The organism is Paenarthrobacter sp. E2MeOHC11, assembly GCF_058744955.1.
On record NZ_CP196673.1, the window covers coordinates 1,089,487 to 1,105,414 of the forward strand.

Sequence of the window (15,928 nt, forward strand, 5' to 3'; positions counted from 1 at the left end):
ATGACGATTGAACCCGGACCAACAAGTCAACCGGACCTCCCGCAGCAACCGGACCCCGCAGGGCAACCGGCGCCCAAAAAGCGCAAACTGGCCCTCATCCTGATCTCCAGCGTTGTTGTCCTGTTGGTGATTGCCGCGGCGGCTGTTGTGACCATGACCCAAGTATCCGGACAGCAGCGCAAGGAAAGCCTGCAGCAACTGAAGGATGGCCAGCTCACCGCGCTGGTGGATTCCCGGGCCAAGCTTCAGCCGGCAGCCAATGAATACCTCGCTGCCTACAAGAAAGCGCGGAACGCCCCCGCCTCACAGGAAGAGGCCGGGAAGAACTCCCGCAAGGAACGGGACGAGTTCCAGAAAGCTGCAGATGAGGCCCGGTCCGCACTGCAGAAAGTACAGTCCGCCCACGAGTCCCGTGAAGATGGAATCGGCGTCGCCATCGGGCAACTCGAAGACTCGTATGAAGGCTACATCGACCATATGGAAGGCCTGGTGGAGTCATACCCACAGTTTGAAGGCCTCTTCAGGGCCGACGGTGCAGGCTGCAACGGCCTGTTTGTCGGTTCCAAGGCCGCCAACCTTCGGGAGCGCCAAACCTTGCTGAGCCAGGCCGCGGCCCCTTGCCGCGAAGCAGCCGGCCAACTCAAGCAATCCAAGAACGTGGCCTACGTCGAATTTGCCCGTACCTTTGACAACCGGGTAGGACAGCTCGAATCGAACGCCGGGATCACGGCAAAGTCTGAAGAGACTTACAACGAGTTTGTCCGGCTCAAGGACCAGTTGGTCCAGAAGACGGATGAAGCGACCGCACGCAACGCCTCTGATGAGGAATTGCTGAAAATTGCCGACGAAGCCAAGGCACTTAACACCCGCATCAAGAACAACAGGTCAGAGTTTGACTTCGCAGCCAAGCGCTACCTGTCGGGAGTGAAGGACATGCCTGTCCTGGTGGAGGAAGTGTTCTCCAAGAAGATCGCAGCCGAACTCAAGAGCTACGACGCGGTGCTCCCCTTGCGCGTTCAAATCCTGAAAGACGCAGTGGACGTCGAACTGGTCGAATAGCCCCCCGTCTGGTCGAGTGACCCCCGGCGGCATCTGACGCCGGGGGTACCCGTCAGCGCGTGAAGCGCAGTGTCACCAGTTGGAACGGACGAAGCACCAGGTCGACTTCCGAGTCCTCCCCCACGGTCACTCCTGGAGCCAGTGCCACACGCTCCAGCAGGTCAGTGGCCGTCGCTCCAACAGCCTCAAAACCGGGCCTGACAGTGGCAGCTGAGCGCTCACCCAGCGATTCGTACAACCGGACGATGACATCGCCTGAACCGTCCTCGGCCAGCTTCACGGCTTCCACCACCACGGCGGGGTTGGACACCGAAACCAGCGGCTCCACAGCATGCCCGCCGGTGACGAACCTCGGCTTCAGGTTGGTCCGGTACCCCTCTTCCACGGCGTCGGCAATCGCTGCCCCTGGCCTGATGGACAGTTCCAGGGTGTGCTCTCCCCGGTCTGCTTCCGGGTCCGGGAACCGGGCTGACCTCAGCAGGGAGGTCCTGACCGTCGTCGTGGTTCCGCCGTCGGGGCGAACCGCCCTGGTGACATCGTGCCCGTAGCTCGAAGAGTTGCTCACCGCGACTCCATAGCCGGGCTCGGCCACGTGGATCCAGCGGTGGGCGCAAATCTCGAACTTCGCCGCTTCCCAGGAGGTGTTGGTATGGGTGGGCCGGAAGACGTGGCCAAACTGCGTTTCCGACGCCGAGCGATCCGCCCTCACATCCAGCGGGAAGGCGATCTTCAGCATCTTTTCGCGTTCCTGCCAGTCCACGGTGGTGGCGATGCCCAATGACTTGGCGCCGGCGTCGAGCGTCACGCGCTGGGTGATGGTGGAGGCGCCCACCTTGCGCTGGACCACCACGACGGCGCCTGCTGGCGTGCGTTCAAGGTGGATGGTGTCCGCTTGGGTCAGTTGGGTGACGTTCCGACGGTAGAACTCCTCGATATCCCACGCGTCCCACTCATTAGGGGTGTCGCGGAAGAGCTCCAACAGGTTGCCGGTTTGTCCCGGGGCGATCGCGTCACGGCCGCTGGCGTGATCCACCAATGACGTGAGCAGGCCGTTCCCGTCCAGGACTGCACGGATGACGCCGTTGTCCAGGATGAAGCTCTCCCCGGACTGGTCCACCTGGACGCCTGCGCCGGATCCGGCGCCTTCACCGATACCCAGGGCGGCCACGCCGTCGCGGCGATGCGGAGCCGCATTGAGCAGGTAGCTTGTGTCGCCGTCCCCCACCAGGGCCTGCGCGGCGTCGCTGATGATGGCCTCGAGGTCACGGGAAATGGCCTCATAGTTGCGCTCGGCGTCCTGGTGCACCCAGGCAATGGAACTGCCCGGCAGGATGTCGTGGAACTGCTGCAGGAGAACAAGCCGCCAGAGCCGCTTCAACTCGTCCCGGGGGTATGCATAGTCCGCACCGAGCCGGACGGCAGCCGTGGAGCACCACAGCTCGGCCTCCCGCAGAAGGTGCTCGCTGCGGCGGTTGCCACGCTTGGTCTTGGCTTGGCTGGTATAGGTACCGCGGTGCATTTCCAAGTACATTTCACCCACCCAGACCGGCAGGTTGGCGTACTCGGCTTCAGCTTGCGTGAAAAAGTCCTTGGCGGTGCCCATGCGGACCTTAGGCGAACCTTCCAGGTCTGCCGTACGGTGCGCAGCAGCCACCATTTCGCGCGTGGGGCCGCCACCGCCGTCGCCATAACCGAAAGGCACCAAGGACATGGTCCCCCGGCCGTGGTCCCGGTAATTGCGCTCCGCGTGGGCCAGTTCGCGGCCGTGCAGTTCAGCGTTGTACGAGTCGACCGGCGGGAAGTGCGTAAACAACCGGGTTCCGTCGATGCCTTCCCACGTGAAGGTGTGGTGCGGCATCCGGTTGACCTTGTTCCAGGAAATTTTCTGTGTCAGGAACCAACGGGAACCGGCTTCCTTGACGATCTGCGGGATGGCGCCGGAGTAGCCGAAGGAGTCAGGCAGCCAGGCTTCCTGGCACTCGACGTCGAACTCCTTCAGGAAGAAGCTCTTGCCCTCCACGAATTGGCGGGCCATCGCCTCGCCGCCGGGCATGTTGGTGTCCGATTCCACCCACATGCCGCCTACGGGAATGAACTGACCGGCTTTGACCTTCTCCCGGATCCGGACAAAGAGCTCCGGGAAGTACTCCTTGATCCACGCCATCTGCTGGGCCGAGGAACAGGAGAACACAAAATCCGGATCCTCGTCCATGAGGGCCACCACGTTGGAGAACGTCCGGGCACACTTACGGATGGTTTCACGGACCGGCCACAGCCAAGCCGAGTCGATGTGCGCATGGCCGGTGGCCAGGAGCTGGTGCGCGGATGCATACGCGGGACGGTCCAGGACCGCTTTCAACTCCTCGCGACCTGCCGCCGCGGTCCCGGCGACATCGTCCGGGTCCATAACGTCCAGCATCCGTTCCAGCGCCCGCAGGATTTCATGGCGGCGGGGAAGCTCAGTAGGGAGTTCATGCATGAGGCCGCTGAGCGTCCAGATGTCCTGGTTCAGTTCCCAGACCGTTTCGTTCAGCTCTGCCATGGCGATGCGGCCCAGGCGGTACCGGGGATCGTCGCCGGAGGTGGCCTTATCCCCTAACGGTGTGGGTGCAAAGGACCAGCCTTGCGCAACGTCCGGGTTGGCGGCGGCCTCCACATAGAAGTCGACAGACAGTCCACCACCCAGAAGTTTGAGCGGGACGTGGAAGTTCCGGGGGGAAATCGCTTTGATGATGCTGCCATCGGCACGCCAGGCAGTGCCTTCGCACTGGAATCCGGGGGCGTCGCTGTTGAAGCCGAGGTCCACGATGATTTCCACCGACGTGGACTCGGCCATGCCCCAGTCCTGCGGAACTTCGCCCTGAAGGTGCAGCCACTTGGTGCTCCAGGCCTTTCCCCAGGGGGCGCCGTGTTCCTGGGGCGTGAAGAGCTGGCGGATGGCCTCCGCAGCCGGCACGGGCTCACCCGGAGCATCCCAGCTGCTGAGCTGCAGCGGTATGGCCCTGCCGTAAATGGCCGGAAGAATGCGTTCCCGAACAAATCGGTCAAGACGCTGTTCAGTGATCCGGCGGTCGTCGTGCAATTAATTCCCCTTTGGGCTTCAGCTGAATAACAAGGTTGGCAGCCCCGCCCCGGATGTGCCGGGCACGGGCGGCGATTCTGGGGTCGCCGCGCTTCCAATCGATGGATAAAATCTACGTTGTTCCAGCTTAATAGCCAAGTGATTGCCTGCTATCCCCCGACGACCTGCCGCTCCGATTCGACTGTTTCCCCGACGATCCTGTCCCGTCCGGCGTAGACGTTCAGACTGTGTCCGCGGCTGAACCCCGCCAGCGTAATTCCGGTTTCCTCCGCCAGATCCGCCGCGAGGCTGGACGGCGCACTGACGGCGGCCAGAACAGGAATGCCGGCCATGGCAGCTTTCTGGACGAGTTCAAAGGATGCCCTGCCGGATACCTGGAGCACTGTGCCCCTCAACGGCAGCATTCCTGCACGCAAGGCCCAGCCCACCACTTTGTCCACCGCGTTGTGCCTACCCACATCTTCGCGGAGGCACAGCAGCTCGGTGGTGCCGTCGTCGTGGATCCTGAAGAGGCCGGCAGCATGGACGCCGCCGGTCTTGTCGAAGACCGCCTGCGCCTCCCGGAGGCGGTCCGGCAGGGCTGCAAGCGCCCTGACCGGGATGGTGACGTCGTCTTCCTTGGGACTGTGATGGGAGGACTTGCGGACGGCGTCGATGGAATCAGTGCCGCAAATCCCGCACGAGCTGGACGTGTAGACGTTGCGCCCGGTGTCAGGCCTCACCACGTCAGGCCTGAGCTGGGCGTCCACCACGTTGAAGGTCTGCACACCGTCTTCGTTCTCCCCCGCGCAGAACCGTTCGGAGATCAGCTGCGAAGGTTCCCACACGATGCCTTCCGAGACAAGGAATCCCGCCACGAGGTCGAAGTCGTCCCCGGGGGTGCGCATGGTGACGGAGAAGGACATGTCCCCCAACCGGATTTCCAGGGGCTCCTCCACTGCCAGCACGTCCTCCTTGAAGCGGACGGGATGCTCCAGTGCCTGTGGCGAGCCGTCCAGGACAAACTTGTGCACCTTGCGGCGCTGCGTCACTCGTCCCATGTCAGGATCCGTTCTCTTCATTCTTGACGAAACGCACGGTCATGGCCTTGTAGCCAGGGGTGTTGGATTCCCGGGCCACCAGCTCGCGGTGCACCAATGCGTTGGCTTCGGGGAAGTACGCTGCGGCACACCCCTTGGCCGTGGGGTACCCGATGAGCCTGAACTTGTTGGCACGCCGTTCCGTCCCTGCGAACGTGGAAATGACATCCACCAGGTCACGGTCCTTGAATCCCAAATCCTCGATGTCTCCGGGGTGCACCAGGATGACCCGGCGTCCATCGGAAACGCCCCTGTACCGGTCATCCAAGCCGTAGAAGGTGGTGTTGTACTGATCGTGGCTGCGGACCGTCTGCAGGATCAAGTGACCGGCAGGGGCTTCCAGGTACTCAAGTGGCCGCACCGAGAACCGCCCCTTGCCGATGTCCGTGGCGAAGGTGCGGGTATCCCTGGGCGGGTTGGGAAGGACAAAACCGTTCTTGGTCCGGACTCTGGCGTTGAAGTCCTCAAAGCCCGGAATGACCCTGGCAATGTGGTCGCGGATCACGTCGTAATCCTCTGCCATGGCCCGCCAGTCGACGCTGTGGTTCTCACCCAGTGTCGCCTGTGCCATGCGGGCCACGATCACCGGCTCGCTCAGCAGGTGATCCGAGACCGGCTCCAGCCGGCCCTGCGTTTTATGGATGACGGACATGGAGTCTTCCACCGACAGGAACTGCTTTCCCTTGGGGTGTTTGTCATCCGTGTCCGTCCGCCCCAGCGTGGGCAGGATCAGGGATGTCTTGCCGTGCACCACGTGGGCGCGGTTGGGCTTGGTGGAAATGTGGACGGTGAGCCCGGCGTTCCTCAGCCCCTGTTCCAGGGCCGCCGTGTCCGATCCCGCGGCTGCGAAGTTTCCGCCCATGGACACGAAGACCTCCACGTCTCCCTTTTCCAAGGCGTGCTGGGTTTCCACGGAGTCATAGCCGTGGTCGCGCGGCATGTGGAAGCCGAATTCGGCGTCCAACGCGGCCAGGAACGATTCCTTGGGTTTCTCCCAAATGCCCATGGTCCGGTCACCCTGGACGTTCGAGTGTCCACGGACGGGGCACGCACCGGCCCCGCGCTTGCCGAAGTTTCCCTGGAGCAGCAGGAGGTTGATGATTTCCCGCAGGGTATCCACCGAGTGCGGCTGCTGGGTCAGTCCAAGGGCCCAGCAAACAATGGTCGCCTTGGACGCGGCCATCATGCCGGCAGCCTTGGTGATTTCTTCCCTGGTCAGCCCTGTTGCCCGTTCTGTTTCGTCCCAGTCCAGCACCGAACGCGCTTCCCTGTAGGCCGCGAACCCTTCGGTCTGCTGCTCAATGAAGGAATGGTCGACGACGGTGCCCGGGTTTCGCTTCTCTTCCTCCAGGAGCAAGTGGCCCAGCGCCTGGAACAGCGCGAGGTCGCCACCGACCTTGATCTGCAGGAACTCATCCGCGATGGTGGTGCCGCCGCCGATGACGCCGTTGAGGGATTGCGGATCCTTGAAGTTCAGGAGGCCGGCCTCGGGGAGCGGGTTGACGGCTACAATCTTTCCGCCGTTGTTCTTGCAGTCGCGGAGGGCGGACAACATGCGGGGATGGTTGGTTCCCGGGTTCTGGCCTACTACCAGTACCAGCTCAGCGTGGTGGATGTCCTCCAGGGAAACAGTGCCCTTGCCGATGCCGATGGTTGGGTTGAGCGCGCTCCCGGAGGATTCATGGCACATGTTGGAGCAGTCCGGCAGGTTATTGGTGCCGAGGCTTCGTGCAAACAGTTGATACATGAAGGCCGTCTCATTGGCCGTCCTGCCGGAGGTGTAGAAGACGCACTTGTCCGGCGTGGTGGCGTTGACGTGCTCGCCGATCAGGGCGAATGCCTCGGTCCAGCTGATGGGCGAGTAGTGAGTGTCGCCCGGTTTGATGACCACGGGTTCCGACAATCTTCCCTGGCTCCCCAGCCAGTACTCCGTCTTATCCTCAAGGTCGGCCAGGGAATGTTTCGCCCAGAATTCGGCACCGACGGTCCGGGTGGTGCTTTCCTCGGCGATCGCCTTGGCCCCGTTCTCGCAAAATTCAGCGGGACTGCGCCTTCCGGTTATGGATTCCGGCCATGCACACCCGGGGCAGTCAAAGCCATCATGCTGGTTGACCCTGAGCATGGACCGGACCGTGCGGGCCACCCCGGCCTGGGCGTATCCCCGTTCAAGGGCAACGGTGACGGCTTTGAGGCCTGCCGCAGCTTGTTTGGGCGGATGGATCTGCAGGTCATCTTCGTTGATGTCCTGTTCGGGAGCATGCCTGTTCATGAGTCCATCATTGCACTTTGTGGGCACCGACCAGGAGGCTGGCCCCGGCCCTCATGCGTCCAGGGCACTCCAGTCCACCGGACCTGGCGGGGTCTTCTTTTGGCTCCGCGGCGGCGCCTTGCGGGGCTTGTCTTCAGGTGTCTTCGGCGCGGGCAACGGTTTGCCCCACGGCAAGGCAAAGGCCGGGACCAGCTCGCCCAGTTGGACTCCGTGCGGCGGTACCACCATGACCCCGTCCGCACCGGCCAGGCCACGCATCATTCCCGGGCCCGCATGCTGTGCCGGCGACGCCAAGCCATACACCAGTTTGAAAGGCATCAAGCGGGTCCGTCCGGGCTCCGCGTCGATCATCGCTCCACAAGGAACTTCGCCCACTTCCTGGAGGCTTCCGTGGCCCAACGCAGCCAGCAAGGGCGCCCCCAGGGTAAACAAGGCCATCATCGCGGCAAGCGGATTTCCAGGCAGACCCAGGACGAACCGGCCATCGGGCAACTCCGCCAACACGGCCGGATGTCCAGGCCGCATGGCAATACCGTCGATCAGCAACCGGCCACCAAGTTCTGCCACCGCCCGCCTGAAGTGGTCAGTCCCCGAACGCCCTGTCCCGCCGGTCGTAATGACGACGTCGGCAGGCGGTTCAGTTTCTGCGTACGGTTCGTCTGCGCTGAGTTCCTCGGGGGACGGCTCGGTGTCCTGAAGTGCGGCGAGCCACTCCCCATAACTGTCGCCCACCCTGAGTTGCTCCCCGGCGATACCGCCCAGGAGTTCCACCACGGCGCCGAGTTGCGGGCCGAAGGTGTCCCGGACCTGTCCAGGCCGCGGGATACCTTGGGCCACCACCTCCGAACCCGTCAAAAGGAACCTGACCAGTGGTTTGCCCATGACTTCCACGTGATCCAGGCCTGCCAACGCTGCCAGCGCGATGTGCGCCGGGTTGAGCACTGTCCCGGCTTTGAGCAGGACATCACCCTCGGCTGCCTCTTCTGCAGCCCTGCGGATGTGTTGGCCGTTGCGCGGCTCCCCCGGTTTGGCGGTGCCGCCCAACGCAAGGACCGGAAGGCCGTCGTCGTCCGTAGTGATGACGCCACTCTCGCTGCGCAGCACGGCTTTGGCCCCGGGAGGTATCAGCCCACCGGTAACAATGGGACTGGCTTGGTGAGGCGCAAGCCTCTGGCCCGGCTCACTGAGTATCCACGGGCCGCTACCATTGACGGCCCAGCCATCCATGGCGGAAGAAGCATAGTGGGGCATGTCCTGCACTGCCAGGGCATCCGATGCCAAGGTGCGGCCAAGGGCAGACCCCAGCGGGACCGGGCCTGGCGGGATGGGAGCAGCGCCATCGAACGCGCGCTGCCGAGCCTCATGCCACGTGTGTGCCGCGTGATGGCCCTCGTTGGGGGCCTGGGTCATTCGGCGCCAGCCCCGGACTCCGAGTACTCTTGGGCAACTTTGCGGGCCAGGTCCAAGGCAGCGTTCATCGACGCGTCGTCGCTGGCCTGGCCAATGCCGCGGGCCATGCCGGCGGCGTATCCGGCGATGAACGTGGTCAAGGGTGCGGCGGGGCGCACCACTGAATGCGCAGCAACGCCAGCCACTGCCAGGACCTCGTTAACGTCCACTTCAACGCCTTCAAGCTCAAACGCCTGCAGCAATGTGCGGCACCATTCCTCGAGCGTTTCTTCCTGGCTCTTCACGTGCGCCTCCAACTCGTAGTCAATGCCCAAGGCCGCTGCGTCCTCCCACGTGTCCACGTCATCCGTAGAGCCTGCGGGGACGGCAACGTCCAGCACATTCAGCCTAGCAAGCAGCCGGAACACTGAAGAGTTCGTTAACCCGGAACCTTGCGAAGCTACGCCTACCTCCCGTTCCATGGCTGCGGTGCTGTAGGCGCCCAGCAGCGGTTGCTTCCGGCCGTCCGCGGAGACCGCCATGGCCCCCTCCACCCCGGGCTGTGAGGCAAGTGCTTCCCACAGGAGTGCAACGCCACGGGAGGCATGCGGCATGTCGCAAGCCAGGACAAGCGTCCACGGAGCGCCCATGCCGTGGTTCTTCAACGCGGCCAAGCCCGCTGCAATCGCAGCGGCCGGACCCGCGTACGCCGGTTCCTCCCGCGCCCTCAGCACATTGTCCGGTAGCAGCACACCGCCGGATCCTGAAGCATCGGGCCCTACGACTACCACGGCTGCGGCACCCCGGACTGCCTGCAGGGCATGCGAAAGGAGCGACGCGCCGTCGTACGTCAGCGACGGCTTGGGCACGCCTCCGAGGCGGGTGGCCCTGCCTCCCGCCAAAATCACGGCGTTGAACTCCATCCGCCCAGATTACCCGGACGTCCGGAGGTCAGCAGAAATCGATCAGGCAGCGGATTCCGGCAACAGGAACGGGTCCCAGTCCGGCGCAGGTTTCTCGAGTTCTTTGATCTGCCACATGGTTCCCTGGGGCACGCCGGGCTTGAAACGGAGTTTCCAACCCATTTCGGCCAGCGTGTGGTCGCTCTTGGCGTTGTTGCATTTCAAGCACGCCGCAACCAGGTTTTCCCAGGAATCCGCGCCGCCCCTGGACTTGGGGTGGACGTGGTCTATGGTGTGGGCTGTTTTCCCGCAGTAGGCGCAGTGGTGACCGTCGCGGCGAAGGACCCCGCGGCGACTCACGGCAGTAATCCTGTTGTACCGGGGACGGATGTAGCGGTTGAGGAGGATCACGGATGGTCGTCCGAGAATCTCCTGTGGCCCGACGACAGGCTCGTCGCCTTCGGCCACAACGCTAGCTTTCCCAGTGAGCACAAGGACCAGCGCCCGGCGGAATGTTATTACCGCCAGCGGTTCATATCCAGCATTCAGAACGAGTGTGCGCATGCACGTACCTCTTCACGGCCGCACCCGTCAGGGGCACGAGGGCCGGCTGCCCTCTGCTTGTACGGGCTGTGGATCGACAACATAAGGGTAAGCACTTATATGCCGTATCCACGAATCTTTCTGCCGTTTCGCCTGCGGTGTCGGCAAGAGTTCATGCGCGGTTAAAGCAGAACACCCCGCCGGCCGGAGCCTGCGGGGTGTTCATGATGATGTGGGATCAGCCGTTGACGCGGATGAAAACCGGGCCGGAGCCGACGTTGACGCTGAACAGTGCCGTGGTGGATCCGTTCCATCCACCATGGACTGCCATGCCGTTGCCAACGTAGACGGCGATGTGGGCCTGTCCAGCCAAACCTCCGTTGGCGTAGTAGGCGAGGTCGCCGGGCTGCGCTTCTGCTGCACTGACCGTGCGGCCCAAGGACAGGTAACCAGCGGGCCAGTCGTGGAAGTTGATGCCAACGGCGGCCAGGGAGTTGGTCACCAACATGGTGCAGTCCTGGGTGACGCCAAGCTGTGCGTAGGCAGCAGCAGCGATTGCTGCACCAAGGCCGCTGGCAGCTGCCGGAGCCTTTGCCGCCGGAGCCGCAGTGTTGACGGCGACCGTAGCGTTGCCGGACGTTGCTGTGCTCTCCGTGGCCGCCTTGGTTTCAGCCTTGGCTGGAGCCTTCTTCACTACCGGAGCCGGAGCTTCCACCGTGGTGACCACGGGGCGCTCGTAGGAGATGGCAACCGTTGAGTCCGCAGCGATGGTCGCCTGGACTACCGACTGGACGTCAAGGGTGGACGTCGAGGTGGACTCGCGGTCCACCTTGGTCTCGGCAGCGTTGGCAGCAACACTACCGGTCAGGACCAGGCCTGAAGCTGCGGCAATGACTGCTGCCTGGCGGCCAACGCCACCGGCGTTGTCGCTGACGGCCTTGGCGATGACGGCAAGCGAGCTGGTCTTGGGGGCCTCAGCGCGATGCCGTGCAACTTTGTTTGCACTGGTCATGGTTTTCTCTTTTCATATCCGCATGCAGTTGGGGTACACGCGGCTAATCGGCGCGCCAGCACTTGGGGGGCATGCTGGCGAACCTCGAACCGGATTGTTTCTAGCGGAGGGTGAAGAAGGAGGACGTGCCGGTGGAGGCAGCCGAGTGCAGGAGCGTGCCCTGGCCCGGGTTCAAAGCGCTGATCATCATGCCGTTGCCAACGTAGATGCCTACGTGGGCTCCGCCGTTCTGCATGACCAGGTCACCGGGGGCCGGAGTACTGGTGGGCTTCATGGCCGTCCAGGCGTTGACGCGCGGGATGCTGATGCCAGCCTGTGCGTAGACCCACTGGGTGAAGCCGGAGCAGTCCCATCCGTTGGGCGTTGTGCCGCCCCAAACGTACGGGTGGCCAATGCCGGTGTAGGCGATGGCAGCGAGGCCGGAGGCCGCGGCGCTGGAAGCAGCGTCCTTGGCTTCGGACGACTTGGCGGTGACAGCACCTGCTGCGTCCTGCGTGCCGTTTGCAGTGGCCCGCTGGGTGGTCTGCGAAGCGCGCTGGATCTTGGGGGCTTCCTTGGTGGCCACAACGGGGCTTTCAAAGGAAACGGTAGCTGTGGGCTCCGCGGTGACGACGGCGGTGGCAACCATCTGCTGGGTGCTGGAGGCTTCCGACTTGGAAACGTCGGTGTCAGCTGCCTGTGCCGGCAAGCCGACGCTGAGGACGAGGCCTGATGCTGCTGCCAGAACGACGGCCTGGCGGCCAACGGTACCGGCATTCGATGAAACAGCCTTGGAAAGCGTGTTCAAGGGGTTCGTACGAACCGATTCGGCGCGGTGGCGCGCAGGGGTAGTGCGTGATGACACGTAGGTAGCCTCTCCCAATGCCTGCGAGGTGAGCTGTCGGATTCGGATGGGAGTCATCCGGCCGCGCTGCTTCAAGGAAGCTTTGCGACTTAACCCCAAGGCCTTCTTTCGAAGACCAGAAGTGGTTCCCCCGCCCCTGCCAGACGATTTATGCGAACGGACCTCGAGTGGTGGCAGAGCTAGGCAATCCACTCAAGTGCACCGGCCCCCTAAAAAGCCGATGCGCTTTGTACGGTACAACAGTTGAACGCGAATGTCACATTCAGGTCACGGGGTGTGTCACGAATGCGAGAGACAACCATCAACTGGCCTTAGAGCCAGCCCATGGGGTCGACAACTTCACCATTGACCTGGACCTCAAAGTGGAGGTGGCAGCCGGTGGAAGCGCCTGTGGTGCCGCTCAGTGCGACCGTATCGCCGCGGCTGACCGTCTGGCCCACCTTGACGGTGAAGGATGACAGGTGGTTGTACGTGGTTTCGAGGCCATTCCCGTGGTCTACCACCACGCGGTTGCCTCCGCCGTACTCGTGCCATCCAGCAAAGGTGACCTTGCCGCTGGCTGCCGCATGTACGGCGGTGCCGCACTGAGCCACGAAGTCCTGGCCGCGGTGGAAGTCGCCGGCGCCGCCCGTGAGGGGGCTGACGCGGTAGCCAAACGGGGAAGCTGTGGTCAGCGTGTCCAAGGGGCTGGCCATGGTGCCCGCCGACGAGGCCCGCTGGATGCTGCCCGCGGACTGCGCACTGAGCAGTTGCTTCAGCTTTCCGTCGGGGTCGGCTGCAGTGGCAACGGCAGCGCGGCTGAAGTCGATCTTGGCGGATGCGGCTGCGGAAACCTCGGGCTGGCTGCCACCGGTGACGGCAAGGGCCGACTCGGTTTGGCCTGATTCCGAGGTGGCCATGACGGGGCTCGTGGCCGGCAGACCGACAGTCAGGGCGAGTCCGGTGGCGGCAAGCGCAACTCCGGCCTTCTGCCCGACGCCACTGGCTGCGGCAAAGTCGGCTACCTGGCGCAACGGGCTCTTACGGCGACGCACCTGGCGCTCGGTGTCGCGTGGCCGGATCTCCGATACGACGCGGGCTGGCCGCAGCTCAGCAGCGGGGCCGGACGCGCGGCGGCGGCCCCTGACGTTCTGCGTTGTCAAACTCTGTTCCTCTCTAAAAAGCCTGCGAAGTTAGCTGTCGGATTCGGGTCAGAGAGTTCAAAGACCCGGTCCGCACGAGGCGCTCACGGCACACAGGTATCCAAGGAAGGACTTGCGTCAGTGGGCACTTCTGCTGCGGACTTCACCCCAAGGCTGCTTCTTTAGACAGCCGCTTGTGGTTCCCCCGCCTCTGCCAGTGGTGGATGACACACCTGTTCCGCTGGCAGAGCTCGGCTCCGGAACAGGTAACGCTTTGGTATCAGCGCTAGTAGATAACTATAGGGGATTAAGCCCCGCAGTAATAAATTCGTTATCAACAGAAACGCACGTGGCGCGGCAGGCCCTTATCATCAATCCTGAAAAACCGCAGGTCACACGCGCACCAAAGCCGCGAAAGTGAGATATGACACGGGTTGGGTACAGGCCAGCCCTCAGCTGACGGATACGAAGACGTGTGCCGCAACTTCCGGCGGAAGCTCCAGCGCGCCCTCGATGCCGGGAACCCGGACGGAGATGTACTCGCCGACGCGCGCCAGCGAGACTGTTGCGCCTGGACGGATTCCACCTTCGTCCAGCTGCGTGAGGAGTTCAGGTTCCACCTGGATGGGCTCCGCGAGGCGGGTTACCGCCACCCGGGAATCTGTGGCATAGCCGTCCATAGCCTGCAGGAGGTTGACGTCAATCCGGGACAAGGGCTGGCTCGCAAGGCCGCCAAGCGCTTCAAGTCCGGGGATGGGGTTGCCATACGGGGATTCGGTGGGGTGTTCCAGGAGCTCGTACAACCGGCGCTCCACCCGCTCGCTCATCACATGCTCCCACCGGCACGCTTCATCATGGACGTAGGCCCAGTCCAGGCCGATAACGTCCGCCAGGAGCCGCTCGGCAAGGCGGTGCTTGCGCATGACCTCTGTGGCACGCTTCCGTCCAACCTCGGTAAGTTCCAGGTGGCGGTCGTTGGACACAACCACCAGGCCGTCGCGCTCCATGCGTCCGATGGTCTGGGAAACCGTAGGTCCGGAGTGCCGCAGGCGCTCGGCGATGCGGGCCCGCAACGCCACGATGTTTTCTTCCTCAAGCTCCAAAATGGTCCGAAGATACATCTCAGTGGTATCGATCAGATCCGTCATCCAGCTCAGCTCTCCTCGAACGCAGTTCCTTGCGTAATCTCCACCGTACCGCGTCCCTTGCCGGTGCGGACGGTGTGCACCGCCGCCCCATGAACGCCAACCCCCAGCCTAGCTTATTTGGAATTACTCTGGATAATTCCGGTCGCATATGGTTCGTCCATATTCCACGTGGCGGACTATGACGGCCACAGGTTCCTGCCCCCGGGCCACGTCAGGCAGAATTGGGGTGTCGAAGGGGCAGTTGATGCCACCTGCCACGACCCATCTCTAGCCGATACCCATTGGAGCCACACGTGAGCGACAACAGCATCACCATTCCCGCCGATCTGCTGCCCAAGGACGGACGCTTCGGCGCAGGACCGTCCAAGGTCCGCCCGGAGCAGATCGAGGCCCTGTCTGCCGCGTCGTCCACCATCCTCGGCACGTCACACCGCCAGGCACCGGTGAAAAACCTGGTGGGGTCCGTCCGGGAAGGGCTCAGCCAGTTCTTCCGCGCACCCGAGGGCTATGAGGTTGTCCTCGGCGTTGGCGGCTCCACGGCATTCTGGGACGTCGCTGCCTTCGGACTGGTGGAGAAGAAGGCCCAGCACCTTTCCTTTGGCGAATTCGGATCGAAGTTTGCCGCCGCTACCAACAAGGCACCGTTCCTTGATGCATCGTCCATCATTAAATCCGAGCCCGGCACCCGCCCGGTGGCACAGGCCGAAACGGGCGTCGACGTTTATGCCTGGCCCCAGAACGAGACCTCCACGGGTGTAGCTGCTCCCGTAAAGCGCGTGCAGGGGGCCGACGAAGGCTCCCTCGTCCTGGTGGATGCCACCTCGGCTGCCGGCGGCCTCGACGTTGACGTTGCCGAGTCGGATGTCTACTACTTCGCCCCGCAGAAGAACTTCGCCTCCGATGGTGGACTGTGGCTGGGCCTCTTCTCCCCCGCCGCCCTGGAACGCGCCGCGCGGGTCAAGGCCAGCGGCCGCTGGATCCCGGACTTCCTGGACCTTCAGACGGCCATCGACAACTCCAAGCTGAACCAGACGTACAACACACCGTCGTTGTCCACCCTGGTGACGCTGGACGCCCAGGTGCAGTGGCTCAACAGCAACGGCGGCCTGGACTTTGCCAGCAAGCGCACTGCGGACTCGGCCAACCGCATCTACTCGTGGGCAGAGGCTTCGGACTACGCGACGCCGTTTGTCACCAACCCCGAAGACCGCTCCAATGTCATCGCCACGATCGACTTCGACGATTCCATTGATGCCGCAGCCATCGCCAAGGTCCTGCGCGCCAACGGCGTGGTGGACACCGAGCCTTACCGCAAGCTCGGCCGCAACCAGCTGCGCATTGCCACGTTCGTCGCCATCGAACCGGACGACGTTTCCGCACTGCTCGCCAGCATCGACTACGTAGTGGGCGAACTGAAGAAGTAGCAACACCGGCTGTGGTCGGCGTCGTTCGGTAAGTCCGGACGGCGCCGCCGCTGTTT

The 15,928-nt window shown here is 63.5% G+C and carries 12 protein-coding genes and 2 riboswitches; of the genes, 2 read left to right on the forward strand and 10 right to left on the reverse strand.

The genetic code is table 11. From position 1 onward, the window contains the following. Positions 1 to 1,059, forward strand: coding sequence for a hypothetical protein (locus ACSSVG_RS05005; RefSeq protein ID WP_492417655.1), 1,059 nt, complete (start codon positions 1 to 3; stop codon positions 1,057 to 1,059). A gap of 52 nt (positions 1,060 to 1,111) precedes the next feature. Here the strand turns inward: ACSSVG_RS05005 and ACSSVG_RS05010 are convergent, their stop codons facing one another. From ACSSVG_RS05010 to ACSSVG_RS05055, 10 genes are all read right to left on the reverse strand, one after another. Further along, positions 1,112 to 4,141: an alpha-mannosidase gene (locus ACSSVG_RS05010; protein ID WP_492417657.1), complete on the reverse strand. Its 3,030-nt coding sequence runs from the start codon at positions 4,139 to 4,141 to the stop codon at positions 1,112 to 1,114. A gap of 149 nt (positions 4,142 to 4,290) precedes the next feature. Then, the gene (gene fdhD / locus ACSSVG_RS05015; protein WP_253466663.1) at positions 4,291 to 5,181 is read right to left on the reverse strand and encodes a formate dehydrogenase accessory sulfurtransferase FdhD; all 891 of its coding nucleotides are present in this window, start codon (positions 5,179 to 5,181) and stop codon (positions 4,291 to 4,293) included. Between the two features lies 1 nt (position 5,182). Then, positions 5,183 to 7,489, reverse strand: a complete 2,307-nt coding sequence (locus tag ACSSVG_RS05020) for an FdhF/YdeP family oxidoreductase (RefSeq protein ID WP_492417659.1) — start codon at positions 7,487 to 7,489, stop codon at positions 5,183 to 5,185. A 51-nt stretch (positions 7,490 to 7,540) separates the two neighbouring features. After that, positions 7,541 to 8,899 (reverse strand): molybdopterin molybdotransferase MoeA, encoded by a 1,359-nt coding sequence (locus ACSSVG_RS05025; protein WP_231339602.1) that lies wholly within the window; start codon positions 8,897 to 8,899, stop codon positions 7,541 to 7,543. Next, the gene (locus tag ACSSVG_RS05030) at positions 8,896 to 9,801 is read right to left on the reverse strand and encodes an NTP transferase domain-containing protein (protein ID WP_253466657.1); all 906 of its coding nucleotides are present in this window, start codon (positions 9,799 to 9,801) and stop codon (positions 8,896 to 8,898) included. Before ACSSVG_RS05030 ends, ACSSVG_RS05025 begins: the two co-directional genes overlap by 4 nt. Positions 9,802 to 9,843: 42 nt before the next feature. Beyond that, the gene (locus ACSSVG_RS05035) at positions 9,844 to 10,344 is read right to left on the reverse strand and encodes an HNH endonuclease (RefSeq protein WP_159703451.1); all 501 of its coding nucleotides are present in this window, start codon (positions 10,342 to 10,344) and stop codon (positions 9,844 to 9,846) included. Between the two features lie 217 nt (positions 10,345 to 10,561). Then, positions 10,562 to 11,335 (reverse strand): NlpC/P60 family protein, encoded by a 774-nt coding sequence (locus ACSSVG_RS05040; RefSeq protein WP_492417662.1) that lies wholly within the window; start codon positions 11,333 to 11,335, stop codon positions 10,562 to 10,564. Between the two features lie 100 nt (positions 11,336 to 11,435). Next, the gene (locus ACSSVG_RS05045; RefSeq protein WP_268825373.1) at positions 11,436 to 12,179 is read right to left on the reverse strand and encodes a C40 family peptidase; all 744 of its coding nucleotides are present in this window, start codon (positions 12,177 to 12,179) and stop codon (positions 11,436 to 11,438) included. Between the two features lie 4 nt (positions 12,180 to 12,183). After that, positions 12,184 to 12,344, reverse strand: a riboswitch (cyclic di-AMP (ydaO/yuaA leader). Between the two features lie 146 nt (positions 12,345 to 12,490). Further along, the gene (locus ACSSVG_RS05050; protein ID WP_231339605.1) at positions 12,491 to 13,321 is read right to left on the reverse strand and encodes a M23 family metallopeptidase; all 831 of its coding nucleotides are present in this window, start codon (positions 13,319 to 13,321) and stop codon (positions 12,491 to 12,493) included. A gap of 6 nt (positions 13,322 to 13,327) precedes the next feature. Next, positions 13,328 to 13,557, reverse strand: a riboswitch (cyclic di-AMP (ydaO/yuaA leader). Positions 13,558 to 13,752: 195 nt separating this feature from the next. Beyond that, positions 13,753 to 14,448, reverse strand: coding sequence for an iron-dependent transcriptional repressor DtxR (locus ACSSVG_RS05055; RefSeq protein ID WP_231339606.1), 696 nt, complete (start codon positions 14,446 to 14,448; stop codon positions 13,753 to 13,755). Between the two features lie 293 nt (positions 14,449 to 14,741). Between ACSSVG_RS05055 and serC the strand changes: the two genes are divergently transcribed. Continuing rightward, positions 14,742 to 15,872 (forward strand): phosphoserine transaminase, encoded by a 1,131-nt coding sequence (serC, locus tag ACSSVG_RS05060; protein WP_231339607.1) that lies wholly within the window; start codon positions 14,742 to 14,744, stop codon positions 15,870 to 15,872. The last annotated feature ends 56 nt before the right edge of the window (positions 15,873 to 15,928 follow it).

Bases quoted from the DNA above. Each gene is read 5' to 3' on its own strand.
- ACSSVG_RS05005 (WP_492417655.1), top strand. From the start codon at position 1: ATGACGATTGAACCCGGACCAACAAGTCAACCGGACCTCCCGCAGCAA.
- fdhD (WP_253466663.1), bottom strand. From the start codon at position 5,181: ATGGGACGAGTGACGCAGCGCCGCAAGGTGCACAAGTTTGTCCTGGAC.
- ACSSVG_RS05020 (WP_492417659.1), bottom strand. From the start codon at position 7,489: ATGAACAGGCATGCTCCCGAACAGGACATCAACGAAGATGACCTGCAG.
- ACSSVG_RS05025 (WP_231339602.1), bottom strand. From the start codon at position 8,899: ATGACCCAGGCCCCCAACGAGGGCCATCACGCGGCACACACGTGGCAT.
- ACSSVG_RS05030 (WP_253466657.1), bottom strand. From the start codon at position 9,801: ATGGAGTTCAACGCCGTGATTTTGGCGGGAGGCAGGGCCACCCGCCTC.
- ACSSVG_RS05035 (WP_159703451.1), bottom strand. From the start codon at position 10,344: ATGCGCACACTCGTTCTGAATGCTGGATATGAACCGCTGGCGGTAATA.
- ACSSVG_RS05040 (WP_492417662.1), bottom strand. From the start codon at position 11,335: ATGACCAGTGCAAACAAAGTTGCACGGCATCGCGCTGAGGCCCCCAAG.
- ACSSVG_RS05055 (WP_231339606.1), bottom strand. From the start codon at position 14,448: ATGACGGATCTGATCGATACCACTGAGATGTATCTTCGGACCATTTTG.